This is a genomic window from Ruegeria sp. CDSA033, from assembly GCF_059612305.1.
This window is the reverse complement of sequence record NZ_JBXWQI010000005.1, coordinates 1-19,386: the sequence shown is the minus strand read 5'-3', so window position 1 is coordinate 19,386 and position 19,386 is coordinate 1. Positions and strand designations below refer to the sequence as shown.

Sequence of the window (19,386 nt, the reverse complement as noted above, 5' to 3'; positions counted from 1 at the left end):
CCGCCCGTCCCCCCGAGAAGGCCCTAGCGGGCTTCACCGCGATACATGTACGACGGCGATTCCATTGCCAAAACCGGGTCACTTGCGGACACCGCATCCCCGGTGATCGGATAAGTGCCCGGCCCCGCACAGGCCGCCAAAAATACAGTGCTGATCACTGAAGCTACGAGAAGGATTTTCGAACCAGTCATGTCGTTTCCCTTTCTGTAATGCAGGCACATTACGAGACACCGGGATCAGACAAATAGGTAAAAGTTCACACAAAATTGAATTTATGTAGGTGTTTTTCTAACAAGTTTGATTTTTACAAGTGATAACAACACGTAAGACTTTGAAAAAAAATCACTCGATTTGCGAGTTTTCCGCCTGAGCACCGGACAAAGGCATCTCAAAAAACAATAACGTGTCTTTCGCGATCTCCGGAATCTCGGAATATGCGTCGCGCAGTTGGAATCCCATCGACAGGTACAGACGCGTTGCCGATACCAATGGTTTGCCCGTGTCCATGCGAATGCAGTCAAACCCCTGTTCACGGCACTGTTCAATCAAGGACATCATAACCGCATATCCTGCCCCCGTCCCTCGTGCGGCGTCATTTACAAACACCCGTTTAATTTCGGCAATGCCCGGCCCGATTGTCCGGAACATTCCGCACCCAACGGCATGTCCATCCTTTAGTACCAGCCGCACACCACCGCCCGGTGGGGCGTGTTCGACTTCGATCTCGTCCATCAGCCGGGCATAAATGTCGCGGGGATAAAAGGTTTTTACAACGCGCACGGACTTGGCGTCCAGCGTCAGCAGGAAATCGCGATATTCCCAACACAAACGCCGAACCTCATCAAAGTGGTCCGGCGTTTCAGCTTCGATAACTTTAAGCAAAACACGATCCTCGAACAAAAAACCAGAGGATCAGCTTAGCATTAATGGCGTCAGTTGCGAAGGATCGACGCGCCCGCGTATTCAGCAACTTCACCCAGCGATTCCTCGATACGGATCAGCTGGTTGTACTTGGCCAACCGGTCCGACCGCGCCAGCGAGCCGGTTTTGATCTGACCGCAATTGGTCGCGACTGCCAGATCGGCAATGGTCGCATCCTCGGTTTCGCCCGAGCGGTGCGACATGACGTTGGTATACCGTGCACGGTGCGCCATATCGACGGCGCGCAGTGTTTCAGTCAGCGATCCGATCTGGTTCACCTTGACCAGCATCGAGTTCGCGCAGCCGCGCTCGATCCCTTCGGCCAGGCGCACGGGGTTGGTCACGAACAGGTCATCGCCCACCAGCTGCACCTTGTCGCCGATCATGTCGGTCAGAGCTTTCCAGCCATCCCAGTCATCCTCAGACATACCATCTTCGATGGAAATGATCGGGTAGTCATTGACCAACGCCGCCAGGTAAGCCGCGTTCTCGTCCGAGCTCAGAGAGATTCCCTCGCCCGCCAGCACGTATTTGCCGTCTTTGAAGTATTCGGTTGCGGCACAATCCAGCGCAAGGTGGATTTCCTCGCCCGGTTTGTAGCCCGCTTTTTCGATGGACTTCAGGATGAAATCCAGCGCCTCGCGCGAACTGGCGATATTGGGGGCAAATCCACCCTCATCACCGATACCAGTGTTTAGACCGGCGGCGGACAGTTCTTTCTTCAGCGTGTGGAACACTTCCGAGCCCATGCGCACGGCTTCGCGGATATTCGCGGCCGAGGTCGGCATGATCATGAATTCCTGAATGTCGATCGGGTTGTCGGCATGTTCGCCGCCGTTGATGATGTTCATCATCGGTACCGGCAAGACGCGGGCTGAGGTGCCGCCAACGTAGCGATACAGAGGCTGCGTGGTGAAATCTGCTGCGGCCTTTGCCGTGGCCAGTGAGACACCCAAAATGGCGTTGGCGCCCAGACGGCTCTTATTCTCGGTCCCGTCCAGTTCGATCATCGCGCCGTCGATGGCCACCTGTTCGGTCGCGTCATAGCCGACCAGTTCTTCGGCGATCTCACCGTTCACAGCGGCGACAGCTTCAAGCACGCCTTTACCCATATAGCGCGACTTGTCACCGTCACGCTTTTCCACCGCCTCATACGCACCGGTTGACGCACCCGAAGGCACAGCAGCGCGGCCCATGGTGCCGTCTTCCAGAATCACGTCCACTTCGACGGTTGGATTGCCCCGGCTGTCCAGGATTTCGCGTGCGTGGATGTCGATGATGGTGCTCATGAGGCCCGTCCCTGTGGCTGCATTTGGTTGCATGCCTCATAACATCACCGGGCCAAAAGTAAACCAGCGATGTTACCGCTAACGGTTATATTCATGGGGGTTTAGGGCTAACAGCCACGTGTTTGCGCCAACGTGCGACGATCCGTCAGGCCGCAACCGCCATTGCACGCGCCAGCCGGCGTTCGCGGATAAAGGTGTACATGCCCGATCCGAGGATCAACGCGGCACCAGCCACCGTCATCAGATCGGGCCGTTCGCCAAACATCAGCATCCCTGCCGCGATGGAAAACACGAGCCGGCTGTACCGGAAAGGTGTCAGGGCCGAGGCCTCACCGATCCGCATGGCCGTCACGATGCCGTAATATCCCAGGACGCCAAAGCCGATTGCCCCCAGATACGGACCTACTTGCGTGGATTGCAGTGGAACAACTGGCTGAGCCAGAAACACCATCAGAACCACCCCGGCAAGGGCAACGGCCATGTAGGCCTGCATGGCAACAACGGACGAGGCCACACGGACGTCCAGTTTGCGTGTAATCAGATCACGCGCGGCGATCGCAATTACGGTCGCGACAACGAACAGCGACTCGGGCTGAAACCCTTCCAAACCCGGGCGAATAATCATCAAGACACCAATAAAGCCTATTCCGATGGCGCTCCAACGTCGCCAACCGACCTGCTCGCCCAAAAACAGTGCCGCCCCCATAGTCACGGCCAGCGGCATCGCCTGAAAGACGGCAGCAACGGTGGATAGCTCAACTAGCGACAGCGCGGTAACAAAGGTCAGGGCTCCTACCGCCTCGGTCCCTGCCCGCGCCAGCGGCAGACCTTTCCACGCCTCCGGATCAAAGATGCGTTTACGCGTGGCCAATGACATCAGTACGAACACCAGCCCGCAGACCAGACCCAAGGCGATCATGATCTGACCCGTAGGTACAGTGATCGACAGATGCTTAATGAACATGTCCTCAAGCGCGAAGGCCGCCATCGATCCGATGATCAGCAAGATGCCGTGTACGTTGTTCATACGCGTGTCCGTTGAGATGGCGCGGGAAATTCCGCGACCTTAAGTCAGCAAAACCGTATCATCCGCGACGCCGCAAGCGATATTGCGACATGTTTCATGAATTGCCGTGCGGCAACCAATCGCGTTTCGTGATGGATCAGTCCTGTTTCAGCGGCACGCCGTACAGTTCCAACCTATGCCCTTTCAGCTTGTACCCAAGCTTGGCTGCGATCTTTTCCTGCAGGGCCTCGATCTCGGGATCGACAAATTCGATAACTTCCCCCGACTGCATGTCGATCAGATGGTCGTGGTGGTCCCTCTCGGCATCTTCATAGCGCGCACGCCCGTCGCCGAATTCCAACCGCTCCAGAATCCCTGCCTCTTCGAACAGCTTCACGGTGCGATAGACCGTGGCAATCGAGATACCCGAATCCACCTTAGAGGCGCGGGCGTACAGCTCTTCTACATCCGGATGGTCATCACTTTGCTGCAACACCTGAGCAATTGTGCGGCGCTGACCCGTCATGCGGAGACCTTTGGCTTCGCAACGGGCGATGATCGTGTCGGACATAGTGACCCTCAGAGTAGTTCGGGTTTCTGTCTTAATACGTCTGCGCCGCTGGCGCCACAGGGGATTTGCGCCTAAGCAACCTTGCGAAGATCAGCCCAGATCGGCAGGTGATCTGATGCGATATGCGCAGGCCGCGCTTTGTGGACGCCATGCACAACGGCCTCAAGCCCAGCGCCCAGAGCGATCCGATCCAGTGCGCCCAGAGGCTGTGCAGCCGGGAAACTGGGAACCGGGGGCAAAAATCGCATGTCGGGTGCAAGATGATCGAGCACTGGCTGGCGCGACCACTCGTTGAAATCTCCAGCCCATACGGTAGGCATTTGATCCAGATCCTCATCGCAGCGCCGGAGTTGATGAATCTGCTGCCGCCGAGATGCGGGCAAAAGACCCAGATGCATCCCCATCACCCTAAGCGGCCCGATCTGGGTGTCGAACTCGACCCGAACTGCACCGCGGGGCTCCAGCCCCGGCAATTCATGGTGACCGGTCTTGCGTACGTCAATTTTGTCCCCGCGCCAGATGACCGCGTTGCCGTGCCAGCCAAGGCTGCCAGCGCCCCCCAGATCAACAATCTGCCAACCGGCTTCATCCAACATGAAATGTGGCAAGGCGGCGGGTCGCGGCGGTAGTCTTTTGTCGGCCTCTTGCAACACCACAATATCAGCCTGCATGCCTTCAATGACCTGCATTATGCGCTGAGGCTGGCGGCGAAAATCCAAGCCCACGCATTTCTGGATGTTATAGCTTGCAATCCGCAGGGTTGATTGAGGCGACATAAGGTTCCGATCAAATGGACGAACCCCAAAGTGCCACGCTGGTGGCCGGGCGCAACCCCAGTCTTCTGCAGGAGTGGCAAATAAGAGCTTTTCGCGCTGCCATATTCTGGCAAGCGGCGCGATCCAGAATGCCGCGCTTGATCAACGGGGTGCCGATACTCTATCCCCGTGGAACGCGTCCAATTGAGGCCTGAAGTGGTTTCCAGCAACACACTCTCGAACAACCGCACCTGGGCAAGCATCGTTCTGGTGATCGGTGGCATGATGTGGGGTCTCTACTGGATCCCCGTTCGGTTCTTCTATGATCTGGGTCTGACCGGACCATGGCCGGGGATCGCGATGTATAGCGTTGCGCTGCTGGGGCTGGTTCCCTTCATCTGGAAAGAGAGAGGGACGCTGGCCCTGCAATGGCGCGATCTGGTGTTCAGCGGTATGTTCACCGGCGCGGCCTTCAGTCTTTATTCCATCAGCCTTGTCTATACGGATGTGGTGCGGTCGATCCTGTTATTCTACCTCACCCCGATCTGGGGCACGATTCTGGGCCGGGTGTTTCTGGGTGAACGCCTGACTCTGGGGCGGCTTGCGGGCCTTACCTGCGGTGTCGGTGGTCTATTCGTCGTGCTGGGCGACTCGGGTGGTATCCCGCTGCCCCAAAACAGCGGCGACTGGATGGCGTTGGCCTCGGGCATGTGCTGGGCCCTGGGTACGTTGGGGCTGTACCGAACCAGTACGATCTCAGCCTCGGGTCAGGTCTTTGCCTTTGTCGCAGGCGCGCTGATCCTTTCCCTGGTCAGCCTCACGGTCCTGCCCGAACCTGTGTTGCCGACAATTGTGCAGGCGGATCTTCTTTGGACCCTTCAGTTTGTTCTGCTGTCGGCCTTCTACACCTTACCCATGGTGTTCATGACAATCTGGCCCGCAACCAAACTGTCCCCTGCCCGCGTCGGCATCCTCCTTATGAGCGAGGTTGTCGTCGGCCTGGCCTCGGCCGCCGCGTTCTCGGGCGAGCCGTTCGGGTTGCGCGAGCTTTTAGGCGCCATCCTGATCGTCAGCGCTGCGGTGCTTGAAATCGTGCGGGACTAGGACAACCCGCCATGGCAGGTGTTGGCCTACCCCCTTCGAACGGGTATCTGTTGCGGAGTTTGATGCCCTATCAGGACGTTACCAGATGTCGATGCCAAATGCAGAACGCAGAAAGCAGCTTGAGGGGCGCGCTCTCATCATTGCCATGGGCGGCAACCTGTTCATGGGCGCGGCTGGTATACTGGCCGGGATTTTGTCGAACTCCAATGCGATCATGATGGACGGGCTGTATTCGCTGGTCGGCTTTGGATCGGCATTCCTTGGCCGCCGTATCAGTTTGAAGATTGATGCAGGCCCCGACAAGCGACGCCCGTTTGGCTATGCAGCGGATGAGGCGATCTTTTCCACCTTCCGCTCTTTGTCTCTGTTAGGATTGGTGCTGTTCGCCATCTCGAACGCGACTAAAAACATCTACAGCTACTACAACGGCATGATGCCTGAACCGCTGATATTTGGGCCGATGTTCATCTACTTCGCTGCCATCGGCCTGACCTGCGTTTTGCTGTGGGCGTTTCACTATTTCACTTGGCGGAAGACCGGGAAGGCCAGTGCAATCCTGCGGTTGGAATCCAAAGCAGCAATGTTCGATGGTCTATTCACGGCTGCCGCAGCAATTGGCCTTGGGGCAATCTACCTGTTCCGGGATGGGGCCCTATCGGCGATCGCACCCGTCGGCGACTCGATCATCGTACTGTTCCTGTGCGTTCTGGCCATCGGATCATACCTACGCGACTTCCGTGGTGGGTTGGGTGAGCTGGCAAACGCCACCGCAAGCCCCGACCTGCTTGCTGCTGCACGTCGGGCTTTGCGCCCGGCAATCGCAGAGGACGGTGGCGCATTGCGGGACATGTCAGTAACCAAGCAAGGTCGGACCATTTTGATCACCGTCTACTACAACCCCCTGCGCGCGATCACCGCCGAAGAGGTCGACACCCTGAACCTGCGCATGGTCCGCGATGCGCGCAGGGCAATCGACGGGGCGGATGTCTACCTGATGATCTCGCAATACGCCCGCCGTTGGCCGGATGAGGTCAATCCCTATAGTGACGAGGTCTGAGCGCAAGAACTTCAGGTTCCACAGAACGTCGCATGGACAACTTCGGTCTCTGATGGCGGGCGTTTCAGATCATCCGCATCGGACTGATCCTCATAAGGTCGCGCCAGAACAGTGTTCAGCCTTTGGAACGGCTCGTAATCGCCCTGAACGGCCGACTGTATCATTTGTTCAACCCGGTGATTGCGCGGAATGAAAGCCGGGTTTGCGGCAGCCATTACTGTGGATGGGTCCTGCTCACGCCCTAGACGCGCGGTCCACCCTTCGGACCATTCGTTGTACGCCGCAGGATCGGTGAACTGATCACGTACAGCATCACCGCCCAGCGCCCGGAAGGTATTGGTGAAATCCGCCTGGTTCTGCGCCATGCGTGTCAGCAGGTCCGAGATCAGCTCCAGGTCGCCCTCTTCCTCTGTCATCAACCCGATCTTGGCGCGGAACCTTTTCAGCCAGTTCTGCTGCAGCAAATCCGGCATGGCGTGTACTATCCCGGTCGCCTCCTCGACGGCGGCGCCCTTGTCTTCCATCTGCTGGATCAGTGCCGTCGCCAGTTGCGCTACGTTCCAAACGGCGATGTCGGGCTGGTTGGAATAGGCATAGCGCCCCATCCGGTCGATCGAACTGTAGACCGTGTTCGGATGATAGCTGTCCATGAAAGCGCAGGGCCCATAATCGATGGTCTCACCCGCGATTGAGCAATTGTCGGTGTTCATCACACCGTGGATGAACCCCACACTCATCCATGCTGCGATCAATTGCGATTGCGCCTCGACCACCGCGCGCAGCAGGCCCATCGGACCATTCGCGTCAGGATAGTGGCGGTCTATTGCGTATTCCGTCAGGCGGCGCAGGCTGTCCAGCTGTCCGCGCGCTGCAAAAACCTGAAATGTCCCGACCCGCAAATGACTTTTAGCCACACGGGTCAGAACCGCACCGGGCATCGGCCCCTCGCGCAGAACGATCTCGCCGGTCTCAACCGCCGCCAGCGCGCGGGTCGTCGGGATGCCCAGCGCATGCATTGCCTCGGACACCACGTATTCCCGCAACACCGGTCCCAGCCATGCGCGGCCATCCCCTTGACGGCTGAACGGGGTAGGTCCGGATCCTTTGAGCTGGATATCCCGGCGGAGGCCATCTGTCCCGATCGTTTCGCCCAGCAGTACAGCGCGGCCGTCCCCAAGCTGCGGATTATAGTTGCCGAACTGATGTCCCGAATAAAGCTGCGCAATCGGCTCTGCGCCTTCGGGCAGCGTGTTGCCGGCGAAGGCTTCGGCCATCTCCTCTACCTCCCCCGGTGTGACCTTCAATACCTTCGCCAATTCCGAGTTGAATGCGATCAGGCGTGGGGCACGCACAGGTATAGGTGCCTGCCGCGCATAAAAGCTGTTGGGAAGGCGGGCGTAGCTGTTATCAAACGGGATGGTCAGGGTCATGCGGCAAACATATTCCTTGCGTACACGAATACCATAGCGGATCGCACCTTCCCGTGCATAATCATCGCAAAAGACAAGAGGCCCCATGACCGCACAAGAGATCATCGACCACCTGAAACTGGAACAACACCCCGAGGGTGGCTGGTTTCGCGAAACCTGGCGCGCGGATAACGCAGGCCGCGCCACCGGGACCTGCATCTATTTCCTATTGGCCGCTGGTGAAAGCAGCCACTGGCACCGCGTGGACGCCACCGAAATCTGGCTCTACCACTCTGGTGCTCCGCTGATCCTGTCGCTGAGCGCTACGGATGACGGTCCAGCCACCGATCACATCCTGGGCCCCGACCTTTCAAAGGGCGCACCGCAATTGATCGTGCCCGAAAACCACTGGCAGGCGGCGCGCACCACCGGAGACTATACGTTGGTCAGTTGCACTGTTTCGCCCGGGTTCCAGTTTGACGGGTTCGAACTGGCCGAGCCAGGGTTCGACATAGCGCGCGGATGATGCATGGATCACCGCGCCCTCATTGCGTCGCTGCCACCCGAGACCAAAGATCAGCTACAACGGCGCTCGGACACAGCAGGTCTGCGTCATCTTCTGGGCTACCTGGTGTTACTGTCCGCCACCAGCGTGGGTATCGCGTGGCGGGTCCCTCTCTGGCCGGTCCTGATCCTGCCACAGGGTGTCTTGTTGGTGTTTCTGTTCACGCTTAGCCATGAATGCACCCATAAGACCCCGTTCAAGACCGGCTGGCTGAACTACGCTGTCGGACATCTTGCTTCAGTTCCAATCGCCCTGCCCTTTACGTGGTTTCGGTATTTTCACCTTGCGCACCACAAATGGACGAACCACCCGGAGAAAGACCCCGAGCTTGGCGGCAAGCCACGACCGCAGGACCGGTTGAGCCTGCTGATCTACCTGTCCGGCTGGCCCTATTGGAAAGGCATGGCACTTGTCCTGTTCCAAAACGCCTTTGGTCGCATCGACGCCCCGTACCTACCTGCGCGCCAACACACCGCCATGCGGGCTGAGGCACGTCTGCTGCTGATACTCTACGCGGTCGCAGCCCTCAGCCTGTTCCTGTCACCTCTGCTCTTCTGGCTTTGGATTTTACCCGTTTTACTTGGGCAACCATTCCTGCGCCTCTATCTACTGGCGGAACACGGCCTGTGTCCGCCAGTCGCCAACATGCTCGAGAACTCGCGCACCACGTTCACCAACCGGATCGTGCGTTTTGTGGCCTGGAACATGCCCTTCCACGCAGAGCACCACGCATTACCGAATGTGCCCTTCCACCAGCTGCCTGCATTGCACGGCTGGACGCGGGAACATTTGAAGTCGACCTCGGACGGATACTCCCAGTTTACAAGTGATTATGTACGAAGCGTAAAGCACCAATCATTCAGCTAGTTGTTTACGGAAAGGCTGCTTTGAGCCCTGAGCGGAAGTGCCAAAATTTCGCTGCGTGCGTTTGCAGCGCGGATTTTGCCGCGTAAGCATCATCTCGAGCGCGGCAACGCGGCGCAAAGAGCGGCCATTCGGGCCGGGTGCAGCGAGATTTGTCAGGGAATGAGCAAGACGCGGGACAAAGCGCGCATTGGCAGTGATTGCCCGAATGTCCGCTCCCCGGCAAAATTGATACCCAGCTATTAACGGATAATCGACGAACTGGCATTGCCCTGCACTCCGTCAGAAATCCAAACGGGAGCGTTCTCTCGGTGGCCACGTCCGTAGTCGAGATAAGCACGCACCCAAAGAACACTGTTTTCATAAGGATCTTCAGAGAATTTTTCTGGAAAATGGTGCGTCTGAATGTAGGGGTAATATGACCGCCTGCACTCCGGCTTTTGACGAATTTGACCGTCGGGCCCAATTGGGCACCATTCAGTGCCGTCACTTGTGGCTCCCCACGCCACCCCCTGTGAGAAACAGGAAAGTGCGCGGTAACTCGGGGCGATCAACACCTCGCCATCTGCGCCAAGCATTCCCCACATGTCCTTTTCAGCGAATAGGCGCGATCCACCCCGGCACTCCAAATGGCGAGCAAGGTCTTCTTTTTTGGGTAAGGGTTCGGAAACTTCATTTCCTTGAGCATCGATCCAGAATTCACGACCATTTTTTCCAGCCATGTATGGCCCCTGGGTCGGACGAAGGCGTTCAAATGTTGGCTCAACTACAAATACACCACTTTCGTCAATAATACCCCACAATCCGCCTACTGACACCGCAGCAAAACCATCCTTAAACCCGTATACGTCGTCAAAGGAAGGTGGGTCTGTGATCAACAAACCCGCTTGCGTAACAAATCCCCACTTTTCGTTCAAACTTACTGAGATCGGTTTGCTGCAATCTACTCGACTGTATCGGTGCTTCCGTTCAAAGAGCAGCCCAACTGGGGCCTCAAGTTCCGGATGCGAAAACTCGGCTAGCCCAGATTTTTCGCGAATAGTTAAGCCACCCGGGCAATGTGCAATAGTTTTTCCCTCGTTCTGATCTGGAAGCAAGGTGCCATCGCTATCGACGCTATACCAAACTTTGCCGTCGCGAACGCGCGGAAGCTGACCGTCCTCCGACCGCCCAATTTCATCAAAGTACTTTCCCCCAAGTAGTGAGCCATCACGTGCTACCAATCCGTGAAGCTCCCCCTTGCGAGCAAGTCCGTATCCAGCACTCCAATAGCTCAAGAATTCGAAATTTAGCGGGATAACTAACTTTCCATCCTTATCAACTGCACCAGAAGGGTCGATTGACCGACCATTATGTTCAAATTCTCGGGTTTTGGATTTTCCGCGGACGACGGCTAAGCCGTCGTTAAGGCTCTGAACATGAGTGTATGTCGGCTCGACTTGCCACGTACCATCTGACCGCAACAACCCGAATGGTCCATGATACCGGTCTTCGGTTGTTGCCCAGATAAGCCCCCGACTTGGTTCATCGAATTTTTGGACTTTATAAATTGGATCGGTAACCCATCCCTTAGACAAGTGATACAGTCCCACTCCTCTGTTTCCTAGGCCAGCGGGGAAACCATTCAAGCCGTCCAGTATTTCCCTGCCAGGAAAATACCCGTTGCGCCAATCTCCCTCTGCGACAACCAACGCGTCATTTGTAAATGGAATTGCTCTGGCGAACTGAGGTTTAACAACGAATTCTCCAGATGTATCGATGACACCCACGACATCCCCGATAAGGACTTCCGCAAGGCCTTCGTAAAACTCCCCAGCCAAATCGAATTTTGGCTCGATAATCACGTTTCCAGAAAGGTCTATGTAGCCAAAGGACCCTTCAATCCGAACTGCCGCCAACCCCTGGCTGAATTTGAGCGCTCGTTCGAACTTGGCAGGTATCAGTTCATTTTCTGTTTTTCGATCCACATACCCACACAAATCGAACTCACCACCACAGCGTGGCAAGTAATCCATTTCATTGCTTTCTGAATATGCGAAATCTGCCCCCAAAAATGTCGCGACTAAAACGACTGGTAGACAAATACGGTATTTCATGAATTTGGCGCTCAAATCATTGCGGTTCAGGTTCGGCGATCCTAGTCATTCTTGAAACCTGCTACAACCTATGGGGTAGACGGGCGTGAAATCTGCCATTCACCACTGTTCAGAAAGTGGGTGATTTGGGCTCACTGCCGCCCAATGCTAATGCAGCACGCGGTTCAATCAGGGCATGGCGGGAGTTGCCGTTCGTCAAGACGGCCAAACTCTTGGCTTGTCACCACTTCCACCAGTGCGCTGCCGTTTGCGCTTGAGCAGCCACCCTTCGCACCGCGAGCGGCGAAACCTAGTTGAGAGCCCATAGCAGAAGTGTTGAATTCTCGCTGCGTGCACTCGCGGCAGGAGATTCGTCGCAGATGCAAAAATTTCAGCGCCGCCAAGTGGCGGCCAGACCGATGGTTCGTGCTGGCCGCAGCAAGTATTCGCACTCGAACTCACAGGTGGCGGACAATGCCGATCTCGGCACGCCATCAATCTCGCCAAATGGATGGTTCTATGGGGCGGCTACCTTTTCAAGAAGTCAGATCCTAATACCACCAACGGGCGCCTGCGTAGCGCCGCAGCCAGCCTCCGATGCTGAAGTGATCGCGGTGAATCAGGAGCAGAAGCGCGACGAATGCGGCCATCGCCGCAAGAGCGATCACTGGGTTTCGGTTGATTGGAAAGCCGCGGTCGTTCAGAGCAAAGGGATCTAGGTAACGCTCCCATTGTCGGGTGATGGTAAAGAAATGCATCGCCGCAAGACCGCCATAGCTGAAAACGCGAAAAACGCCCAGAGCTGCCAGCACACAAAGTGCAATTTGAACGCCTCCCACGGCGTATATCTGGGCAAAGGACATCTCGATCCCGTCGATATTCTTGGCCAAGTTTTGATATTGCTGGGGCGTAATGATCTTGTGGACGGCCCAGAGAAACATGAACCACACGAGCCCTAGGCGCAGGATAAAGACGGCGGCGGCATCTTTGCGGTCATAAAACGTCATGATCACTCCTGCACTTGCAAAACTATGAAGCGACAGTCCGTAGGTAGAGACCATCCGAAATCGTCGCGGCACCAACAGATGGCACGCTGGAATGATTGGTGCAATGAACGAGCGCTTCCGACCATATCTATTGTCGGTGGTCGTAAGGGAAAAAAAGTCCGCCATGGGCTCGGAGCCGTCGAATGCCAGTGCAGAATGCGTCGGCCTTCAGACCTCACTAGAGCGGGCGTTCGCCACCAGGGCCATACTCTTGATTCTACGCCGTTTGGTTCGATACGCAGTCATTCGCAGTTCAGCAGCCGTAGTTCGTGTCACCTGCATCGAAACCGGGCTCTGAGCCCTATCGGTCGTCAATTCATCTGTCGCCAATGTCCGGTTTCTCAGGGAGCAGTGTCAGCGGAAAGTCTGACAACTTCAATTGGTTCGCGGAGCCCTTTCAGGCTCAATTCTCCACGCGATTCAATTTGAAATTCGTCTTCCACTGCAATGCCGACCCTAGGACTGAGCAGTATCTCGCCATCTTCAGCTTCATCGCATAGGCGGGATGCAAGGTTAATTGCAGTGCCGGAGGCCGTGTAGTCAAACCGGTCTTCGTAACCAACCATTCCAACTGTTGCATAACCAAGCGATACGCCCACCCCAAAACCGAGCCGGTAGCCCATACGTTTCCAATTCCTGCACAGCTCAGACATCCGTGCCCGCATCGCTACGGCAAGCTGGACAGCATTTCCGGCGGGATCATCGCAAGGAAGCGGGTCATTAAACAATACCATAATCCCGTCGCCCATTCTGTGATCCACACCCGCCCCGTGCCTTGCGATCAGCTTGCCCATCTCTTCATGATAGGTCTTCAAGACTTCAATGGTTTCCTCCGGCTCCGCCGTTTCGCAAAACGCCGTGAACCCTCGAATGTCGCAAAACAGTACACCCAGTAACGCACGATGGCTCGACAACACCTTGTCCGCACCCTGACTGATCACTGTATCTGCCACGGCTGTCGGCAAAAACCTTTTGAGCCGCCCCATCCTCTCGATCTCACCCACTTGATCCTCAACCTTTTCCTTTAACGAGGCGTTGAGGACTTGCACCTCTTCCGTCTTAACCTGCAAGGCTCGGAATTGGCGGACATTTTCAATTGCGATCACGGCTTGGGCAGCAAACGTCTGAACCAACAATACATCGCTGTCGTTAAACGCGCCTACTTTCGGATCAGATATTGCGATGCACCCAATAACGTCGTCGCCTTTGACCAGCGGTACAGCCAAAACAGATCGGGTATTGGAACCAACAGTAGTTTCTACCGACAACGGATTGCCTGCTTTATATCCGGAGCTTTCGCGCGCGTCTGGAACATTCAGCGCTTTTTTTTCACGCACTGCACGGACCGGGATCAGGTCCTGGTCCATGTTGATGAGCATGCCTTTCGGCATGGTTGGATTGGGTTCACCCCATGTTGCGACAACGCTCAATTGGGTATTTTTCTCGTTCACCAGCATCAGCCGAGCTCGTATTGCTCCACATAAATGCGCCGCGTTTTCAAGAATGACATTGAATACCGGTGTTTCATCTTCGCGGCTTCGACTGATGACTTGCAACACCTGAACTGTTGCACTCTCTCTGGCTAATCGCGCCCGCACTTCGCGGAACTGCCTCACGTTCTCAATGGCGATTACAGCCTGCTCGGCGAAGGATTCGATCAAGCCGATTTCTTCGTCGGAAAACGAGCGCACTTCTTTCCGGATCAGACTGATACACCCAAACGCAATCCCGTTTTCGACAAGCGGTACAATCAACCGGCTACGGATCCCAACCTCGTCAATCATCTTTAAGTGGGTCGGATCGCCATCCAGGTAGTATGGGTCATCTCGGATATCAGCCACGCTTATTGCGCGCGCGTCACGCATGCACCGCCCCATTGGTGAAATGGCCTCCTGTGGCGCTTCCATGCCGACCGGGAACTCAGCTTTGTTCACCGGGGCGACGCTTACCAGCCGGATGACGTCACCTGCGGCGCTCGACAGCCACAATCCGGCACCAGCCGCATTGCACAGCTTGACAGCACTTTGCGTGATCGCATCCAATACTGGTCGTTCGTCGCTCCGGTTCTGGTTAATAACCCCGAGAATTTCCCGGCTGGCGGCCTCGCGTTCTCGCAACCTTTCGACTTCGGCGCGCAGGCTGACGTTTTCGCCTCCCGTTGTTCGACTCTGCATCCGGAGTGCTCCGAAATCTAGTTCCGATGTAAGTATAGACGCTCGGATGAAGTGTGACCATCTTTACAAAGTGGACTTTCACCCAATGGCCGCTCCGTCCGCCCCTCGTTTGTCGATCCACGTTGCGGCGAAAGTGTGGATTGAATTTGCCCCCTCGGACTGACTTTCAACGTCGAGTATGGTGACAAATGCTGTTTCACAGCGAAAACCACGCTGCACCCGCGAGCGAATGCTGCGTCAGCGAGCACTAAGAAGGACAATGGCAACTTCGTCCGCACAGCGGAATCCGGGCAATCAACTTTTGACCCACCGCCGCATTACGCAACCGAACTCACAACCCCACCACCGACCAGCGCTTTCACACCTGTCGTCCCCGGACACGACGTCGGCAGCCTGCGGGCGACGCGTGCTGCCAGATAGGCGAAGGCCTGCGCCTCGAGCATGTCGCCGTCCAGACCCACGGCCTCAACCGGTTCGACCGGACAATCCAGCGCAACGCGCAGCATTTCCATCAATACCGGATTGTGCCGCCCGCCCCCGGTGACCAGCAAGCGTGTTGGCGGTTTGGGGCAATGTTCCATCCCCTGCACCACGCCCGCGGCACACATGCCCGTCAGCGTGGCCACGGCGTCCGCATCGCTGAGCTCTTGCACCAGCTTGATCATCTCGGAAAAGTCGTTTCGGTCCAGTGATTTTGGCGGCATGCGTGTGAAATAAGGCTCAGACAAAAACAGCTCGAGTGCGCCCATCTCGACGGTTCCGCCGCGTGCGACGGCTCCGTCGCGATCCATCGGCAGGCCCAGACGCGCCTGCATCAGATCATCAACCGGTGCATTCGCGGGACCAGTGTCAAACGCCAGCAACGCGCCCGGGGCTTCGGGACCATCGTAACTTGGGTCCACATACGTCAGGTTCCCGACACCGCCAAGGTTCAGAAAGCACAGCGGTTGGGTTGCTTCGATCCATTTGGCGCAGGCAAAATGAAAGAAAGGCGCCAACGGGGCGCCTTCGCCGCCCATCGCCACATCATCGCTGCGGAAATCCCAGACGACCGGCACGCCCAACGCCTGAGCCAGCCCTTTCCCGTCGCCCACCTGCAACGTCCCGCGCCCGCTCGGTTCATGCGCAAGAGTTTGGCCGTGGACACCGATCAAGTCGACCTCATCGAATTCAGACAGCGCCTCAGCATGGGCCAGGGTAACAAGCTCTGCCGCAGCATCCACGTCAGGCCCGTGCCACTGCCCTAAAGCGGCGCGCAGAACCGCTCGCTCCTCATCGGAGTAGGCACGATACCCACTTGGACCAAATCCCAAAATACGGTGCCCGTCCGTTTCGACGACCGCGGCATCGACCCCATCCATCGAAGTGCCGGACATCGCGCCCAAAACCCTGATCGCACCTGTTCGTTTGATGGCCCGCCCCACGCGTATCTCTCCTGCCGAATTATGTGTGTACCGTCATGGTTGATCGGCACAGCCTGTTTAACCTGCCCCTTCCGCCGAAGCCAAGGCAAGACGGTTCCCGCGAGGGTCGCGCTTTTTCCCGACAATTTGGTATAAGGAACACAAATCAGTTTTAGGTACATATGGCAGACACATACTCGCAGAAACAACCATCCGAAGGCCGGAACTATTTTCTGATCTTCTGGTCCGGCGCTCTGGCCACGATTGGAGGGCAGTTGATCAACCCAAATCTGGTGCTGCCGTTCCTGTATATGGCTCTGGGCGCGCCAACGTTTTTTGCAGGAATGCTTCTGCCCTTTGTCACCGGATCGCGCCTGGTTGCCGAGATCTTTGTCGCACCTTTCATTAACCGGGCAACCCGCGCCAAGCTGGCCGTTTACGCACCGAACCTGTTGACAGCCGCAGTTTTGGCGGCGGTGGCCCTGTTTTCAACAAAACTGCCCAGCGTGATGATCGTGCTGTTGTTCCTGACCACTGCGATGGTCCTGGGTTTGTGCCAGGGGATCACCAGCCTTGGAACCAGCCAGATTTACGGCATCTCTGTCCCCGAAGCGAAACGGAACCGGATGGTGTTTGCGCAGGCCACCATCTCGGGCATTTTGGCCATCATCGTCGTTCTGATCACGCGCGACCTGCTGTCCGGGGACCAACCGATGCAGCGCCACATCGTCGTTCTGTGGTGCGGCGTGATTGCCATGTTTGCCGCAGGTGTTGCCTTTGCAGGGGTGCGACTGCTTGAGGATGAACAGCGCGCCCCATTGCCGGAGCCAAAGAAAAAACCCAAGCCCTTGGCCGAGTTGGCGACCGGATTCAAAACCGGCATGGCCTATCCCTGGTACCGCAAGTTTCTTTCGGCCCGACTGATCTTTGTATCGGTCGAGCTGGCGATGCCCTTCTACACAATCCATGTTGCGACGCTGCATATGGGGACCAAGCATTCGCTCAGCTATTTTGTCATAGGGGCCAGCCTTGGAATGGTGATCGGTTCGCTTTTGTGGGGATGGCTCAGCGATCGTGTCTCGGTCAAACCTGTGATGTGGCTGGGATGCCTGATCGCCGCAATCTCGGCCCTGTTGGCGCTTGGCTTTACGTTCCTCGGCTACGCTCAGAACGTCTGGGTTTACGCGCTGGTGATCCTGCTGCTATCGCTGGGTGGGAATGGGGTGATCTATGGGCGCTACCTGTATCTCATTCAGATGAGCGTCGAAAAAGAGCGCCCCTACCTGGTTGCACTAGGGGATGTCAGCGCTGGCCTCGTTGGAATTGTTTTTGCTGCGATCCTTGGCGCAGTCGCACATCTGCATGATCCGATCACGCCGATTGTTGTCCTTGTGGTGTTGAACACCATCGCAATGTTCTATGCCTTCCGCCTGCCCCCGGTCAAAAGCTGACACAGCCCGCGTTTTCTTGGAAATGGAGCCTTTTCCTTACCCAATGCGCCGCCTATACAGTGCCCCGCAACATAAACCCAAAGGGCACGATATGACCTACCACCCCAAATCGGATTTCATCGCCACGATGATCGAGCGCGGCTTTCTCGCCGACTGCACCGATTATCAGGGCCTTGACGAGGCGCTGATCAGTGGGTGCAAACCGGCCTATATCGGCTTTGATGCGACGGCCAAGTCGTTGCATGTGGGCAGCCTGATCCAGATCATGATGCTGCGCTGGTTCCAGAAAACTGGCCACCAGCCAATCACCCTTATGGGCGGCGGCACCACCAAAGTGGGCGACCCGTCGTTCCGCGCGGATGAACGCCCACTGCTGGGTCCCGAACAGATCGACGAAAACATTGCGGGCATCAAAAAGGTGTTCTCGGCCTATATCGACTATGACAGCGATGCCGAAAACAAGGCTTTGATGCTGAACAATGCCGAATGGCTGGATGGCCTGAACTACCTTGATTTCCTGCGCGATATCGGGCGCCATTTCTCGGTCAACCGGATGCTGGCGTTTGAATCGGTGAAATCACGGTTGGATCGCGAGCAATCGTTGAGCTTCCTTGAGTTCAACTACATGATCCTGCAGGCCTATGACTTCCTTGAGCTGAACCGCCGTTACGGCTGCGTCCTGCAGATGGGCGGCTCGGACCAGTGGGGCAACATCGTCAACGGTATCGACCTGACGCGTCGCGTGCTGGATCACGAGATCTACGGCCTGACTTCGCCGCTTCTGACCACCAGCGACGGCAAGAAGATGGGCAAGTCGCAGGACGGTGCGGTCTGGCTGAACGCCGAGATGCGCTCGCCTTATGAATTCTGGCAGTTCTGGCGAAATACGACCGACGCGGATGTTGGCCGTTTCCTGAAGCTTTACACCGAATTGCCCGTAGATGAGTGTGAGCGCCTTGGCGCGCTGCAGGGGTCCGAAATCAACGAAGCCAAAATCCGCCTTGCCAACGAGGTAACCACCCTGCTGCACGGAATTGAGGCTGCGGCCAATGCCGAAGCCACGGCGCGGGAAGTGTTCGAAAAGGGCGGTATTGGGGATGATCTTCCGACACTGACCCTCAGCGCGGATGAATTGGGTGACGGCATGTCCATCGTGCAGGTCATCGTAAAATCGGGTCTGGCAAAGTCCGGCAAAGAGGCCAAACGGCTGATCGCGGAAAACGGTGCCAAGCTGGATGACGCTCCGTTGACGGATGCCGGGTTGATGATCGACGCGGGTGCTCTGTCGTCGCCAATCAAGCTGAGCGCAGGTAAGAAGCGCCACGCGTTGGTTCAGCTGGGGTAGCGGGCCAGTCACCAAGAAGTAAACGAAACGGCCACCCTTTGCGGTGGCCGTTTTTTGTTTTAGGTATCGGCTAAGCTTAGACTCGCCCTTGCGAGAACTGCGTCACCTTTCGTCATCGTGGGCATTGTTACCCTGGCCTGGGCTATTGCCTTCCGGCCCGTTGCCTCCACCGTTGTTCCCTTTACTGCCGCCCTTGGCGCCGGCTTTACCGTCGCCGCCCTTACCGCCGCCTTTACCGTCGCCGCCTTTGCCGCCACCTTTACCGTCGCCGCCCTTGCCGCCACCTTTACCATCACCGCCCTTGCCGCCGCCTTTGCCGTCACCGCCCTTGCCGCCGCCTTTGCCGCCACC

The 19,386-nt window shown here is 56.9% G+C and carries 18 protein-coding genes; 6 read left to right on the top strand and 12 right to left on the bottom strand.

Translation table 11 applies throughout. The features are described 5' to 3' along the window. Positions 1-23: 23 nt before the first annotated feature. From AC2FLA_RS08490 to AC2FLA_RS08465, 6 genes are all read right to left on the bottom strand, one after another. A complete protein-coding gene (locus tag AC2FLA_RS08490; RefSeq protein WP_496721637.1) occupies positions 24-191 on the bottom strand; it encodes a hypothetical protein in 168 nt (55 codons plus the stop codon). Between the two features lie 151 nt (positions 192-342). Then, a complete protein-coding gene (locus tag AC2FLA_RS08485) occupies positions 343-882 on the bottom strand; it encodes a GNAT family N-acetyltransferase (RefSeq protein WP_496721636.1) in 540 nt (179 codons plus the stop codon). A 50-nt stretch (positions 883-932) separates the two neighbouring features. Then, on the bottom strand, positions 933-2,210 hold the full coding sequence (eno, locus tag AC2FLA_RS08480) for a phosphopyruvate hydratase (RefSeq protein WP_496721635.1): 1,278 nt from the start codon (positions 2,208-2,210) through the stop codon (positions 933-935). 145 nt (positions 2,211-2,355) lie between these two features. Next, entirely contained in the window at positions 2,356-3,237 is an 882-nt protein-coding gene (locus AC2FLA_RS08475; RefSeq protein WP_496721634.1) for a DMT family transporter, read from the bottom strand. 136 nt (positions 3,238-3,373) lie between these two features. Beyond that, positions 3,374-3,787, bottom strand: a complete 414-nt coding sequence (locus AC2FLA_RS08470; protein WP_113790079.1) for a Fur family transcriptional regulator — start codon at positions 3,785-3,787, stop codon at positions 3,374-3,376. A 71-nt stretch (positions 3,788-3,858) separates the two neighbouring features. Further along, on the bottom strand, positions 3,859-4,563 hold the full coding sequence (locus tag AC2FLA_RS08465; protein ID WP_108858408.1) for an endonuclease/exonuclease/phosphatase family protein: 705 nt from the start codon (positions 4,561-4,563) through the stop codon (positions 3,859-3,861). Between the two features lie 195 nt (positions 4,564-4,758). On the opposite strand from AC2FLA_RS08465, the gene AC2FLA_RS08460 reads away from it, so the two are divergent. Continuing rightward, positions 4,759-5,646: a DMT family transporter gene (locus tag AC2FLA_RS08460; protein ID WP_496721633.1), complete on the top strand. Its 888-nt coding sequence runs from the start codon at positions 4,759-4,761 to the stop codon at positions 5,644-5,646. 85 nt (positions 5,647-5,731) lie between these two features. Next, positions 5,732-6,703, top strand: coding sequence for a cation efflux transmembrane domain-containing protein (locus AC2FLA_RS08455; protein WP_496721632.1), 972 nt, complete (start codon positions 5,732-5,734; stop codon positions 6,701-6,703). Positions 6,704-6,714: 11 nt separating this feature from the next. Here the strand turns inward: AC2FLA_RS08455 and AC2FLA_RS08450 are convergent, their stop codons facing one another. Continuing rightward, positions 6,715-8,133, bottom strand: a complete 1,419-nt coding sequence (locus AC2FLA_RS08450; RefSeq protein WP_496721866.1) for a protein adenylyltransferase SelO — start codon at positions 8,131-8,133, stop codon at positions 6,715-6,717. 85 nt (positions 8,134-8,218) lie between these two features. On the opposite strand from AC2FLA_RS08450, the gene AC2FLA_RS08445 reads away from it, so the two are divergent. Then, positions 8,219-8,638: a cupin domain-containing protein gene (locus AC2FLA_RS08445; protein WP_058271870.1), complete on the top strand. Its 420-nt coding sequence runs from the start codon at positions 8,219-8,221 to the stop codon at positions 8,636-8,638. Between the two features lie 3 nt (positions 8,639-8,641). Further along, complete coding sequence (locus AC2FLA_RS08440) at positions 8,642-9,544, top strand: fatty acid desaturase (RefSeq protein ID WP_496721631.1); 903 nt, start codon at positions 8,642-8,644, stop codon at positions 9,542-9,544. Positions 9,545-9,783: 239 nt separating this feature from the next. Here the strand turns inward: AC2FLA_RS08440 and AC2FLA_RS08435 are convergent, their stop codons facing one another. The 4 genes from AC2FLA_RS08435 to AC2FLA_RS08420 form a co-directional block, all read right to left on the bottom strand. Continuing rightward, positions 9,784-11,637 (bottom strand): WG repeat-containing protein, encoded by a 1,854-nt coding sequence (locus AC2FLA_RS08435; protein ID WP_496721630.1) that lies wholly within the window; start codon positions 11,635-11,637, stop codon positions 9,784-9,786. 530 nt (positions 11,638-12,167) lie between these two features. After that, a complete protein-coding gene (locus tag AC2FLA_RS08430) occupies positions 12,168-12,623 on the bottom strand; it encodes a hypothetical protein (protein WP_496721629.1) in 456 nt (151 codons plus the stop codon). A 380-nt stretch (positions 12,624-13,003) separates the two neighbouring features. Then, positions 13,004-14,836 (bottom strand): GAF domain-containing protein, encoded by a 1,833-nt coding sequence (locus AC2FLA_RS08425; RefSeq protein WP_496721628.1) that lies wholly within the window; start codon positions 14,834-14,836, stop codon positions 13,004-13,006. Positions 14,837-15,153: 317 nt separating this feature from the next. Further along, a complete protein-coding gene (locus AC2FLA_RS08420) occupies positions 15,154-16,212 on the bottom strand; it encodes an anhydro-N-acetylmuramic acid kinase (protein WP_496721864.1) in 1,059 nt (352 codons plus the stop codon). 209 nt (positions 16,213-16,421) lie between these two features. Here AC2FLA_RS08420 and AC2FLA_RS08415 point away from each other — a divergent pair, with 209 nt between their 5' ends. Together AC2FLA_RS08415 and tyrS are read left to right on the top strand one after the other, a co-directional pair. Beyond that, positions 16,422-17,690: an MFS transporter gene (locus AC2FLA_RS08415; RefSeq protein ID WP_496721627.1), complete on the top strand. Its 1,269-nt coding sequence runs from the start codon at positions 16,422-16,424 to the stop codon at positions 17,688-17,690. A gap of 91 nt (positions 17,691-17,781) precedes the next feature. Beyond that, positions 17,782-19,035, top strand: coding sequence for a tyrosine--tRNA ligase (tyrS, locus tag AC2FLA_RS08410; RefSeq protein ID WP_496721626.1), 1,254 nt, complete (start codon positions 17,782-17,784; stop codon positions 19,033-19,035). Positions 19,036-19,137: 102 nt separating this feature from the next. Here tyrS and AC2FLA_RS08405 read toward each other — a convergent pair. Next, positions 19,138-19,386 (bottom strand): hypothetical protein (locus tag AC2FLA_RS08405; protein WP_496721625.1); only part of this gene is annotated, 249 nt, incomplete at its 5' end.

Excerpts from the sequence above, each read along its gene's own strand:
- AC2FLA_RS08420 (WP_496721864.1), bottom strand. The coding sequence starts at position 16,212 with ATGTCCGGCACTTCGATGGATGGGGTCGATGCCGCGGTCGTCGAAACG.
- AC2FLA_RS08440 (WP_496721631.1), top strand. The coding sequence starts at position 8,642 with ATGGATCACCGCGCCCTCATTGCGTCGCTGCCACCCGAGACCAAAGAT.
- AC2FLA_RS08425 (WP_496721628.1), bottom strand. The coding sequence starts at position 14,836 with ATGCAGAGTCGAACAACGGGAGGCGAAAACGTCAGCCTGCGCGCCGAA.
- AC2FLA_RS08455 (WP_496721632.1), top strand. The coding sequence starts at position 5,732 with ATGTCGATGCCAAATGCAGAACGCAGAAAGCAGCTTGAGGGGCGCGCT.
- AC2FLA_RS08445 (WP_058271870.1), top strand. The coding sequence starts at position 8,219 with ATGACCGCACAAGAGATCATCGACCACCTGAAACTGGAACAACACCCC.
- tyrS (WP_496721626.1), top strand. The coding sequence starts at position 17,782 with ATGACCTACCACCCCAAATCGGATTTCATCGCCACGATGATCGAGCGC.
- AC2FLA_RS08465 (WP_108858408.1), bottom strand. The coding sequence starts at position 4,563 with ATGTCGCCTCAATCAACCCTGCGGATTGCAAGCTATAACATCCAGAAA.
- AC2FLA_RS08475 (WP_496721634.1), bottom strand. The coding sequence starts at position 3,237 with ATGAACAACGTACACGGCATCTTGCTGATCATCGGATCGATGGCGGCC.
- AC2FLA_RS08435 (WP_496721630.1), bottom strand. The coding sequence starts at position 11,637 with ATGAAATACCGTATTTGTCTACCAGTCGTTTTAGTCGCGACATTTTTG.
- AC2FLA_RS08470 (WP_113790079.1), bottom strand. The coding sequence starts at position 3,787 with ATGTCCGACACGATCATCGCCCGTTGCGAAGCCAAAGGTCTCCGCATG.
- AC2FLA_RS08430 (WP_496721629.1), bottom strand. The coding sequence starts at position 12,623 with ATGACGTTTTATGACCGCAAAGATGCCGCCGCCGTCTTTATCCTGCGC.
- AC2FLA_RS08415 (WP_496721627.1), top strand. The coding sequence starts at position 16,422 with ATGGCAGACACATACTCGCAGAAACAACCATCCGAAGGCCGGAACTAT.
- eno (WP_496721635.1), bottom strand. The coding sequence starts at position 2,210 with ATGAGCACCATCATCGACATCCACGCACGCGAAATCCTGGACAGCCGG.
- AC2FLA_RS08490 (WP_496721637.1), bottom strand. The coding sequence starts at position 191 with ATGACTGGTTCGAAAATCCTTCTCGTAGCTTCAGTGATCAGCACTGTA.
- AC2FLA_RS08450 (WP_496721866.1), bottom strand. The coding sequence starts at position 8,133 with ATGACCCTGACCATCCCGTTTGATAACAGCTACGCCCGCCTTCCCAAC.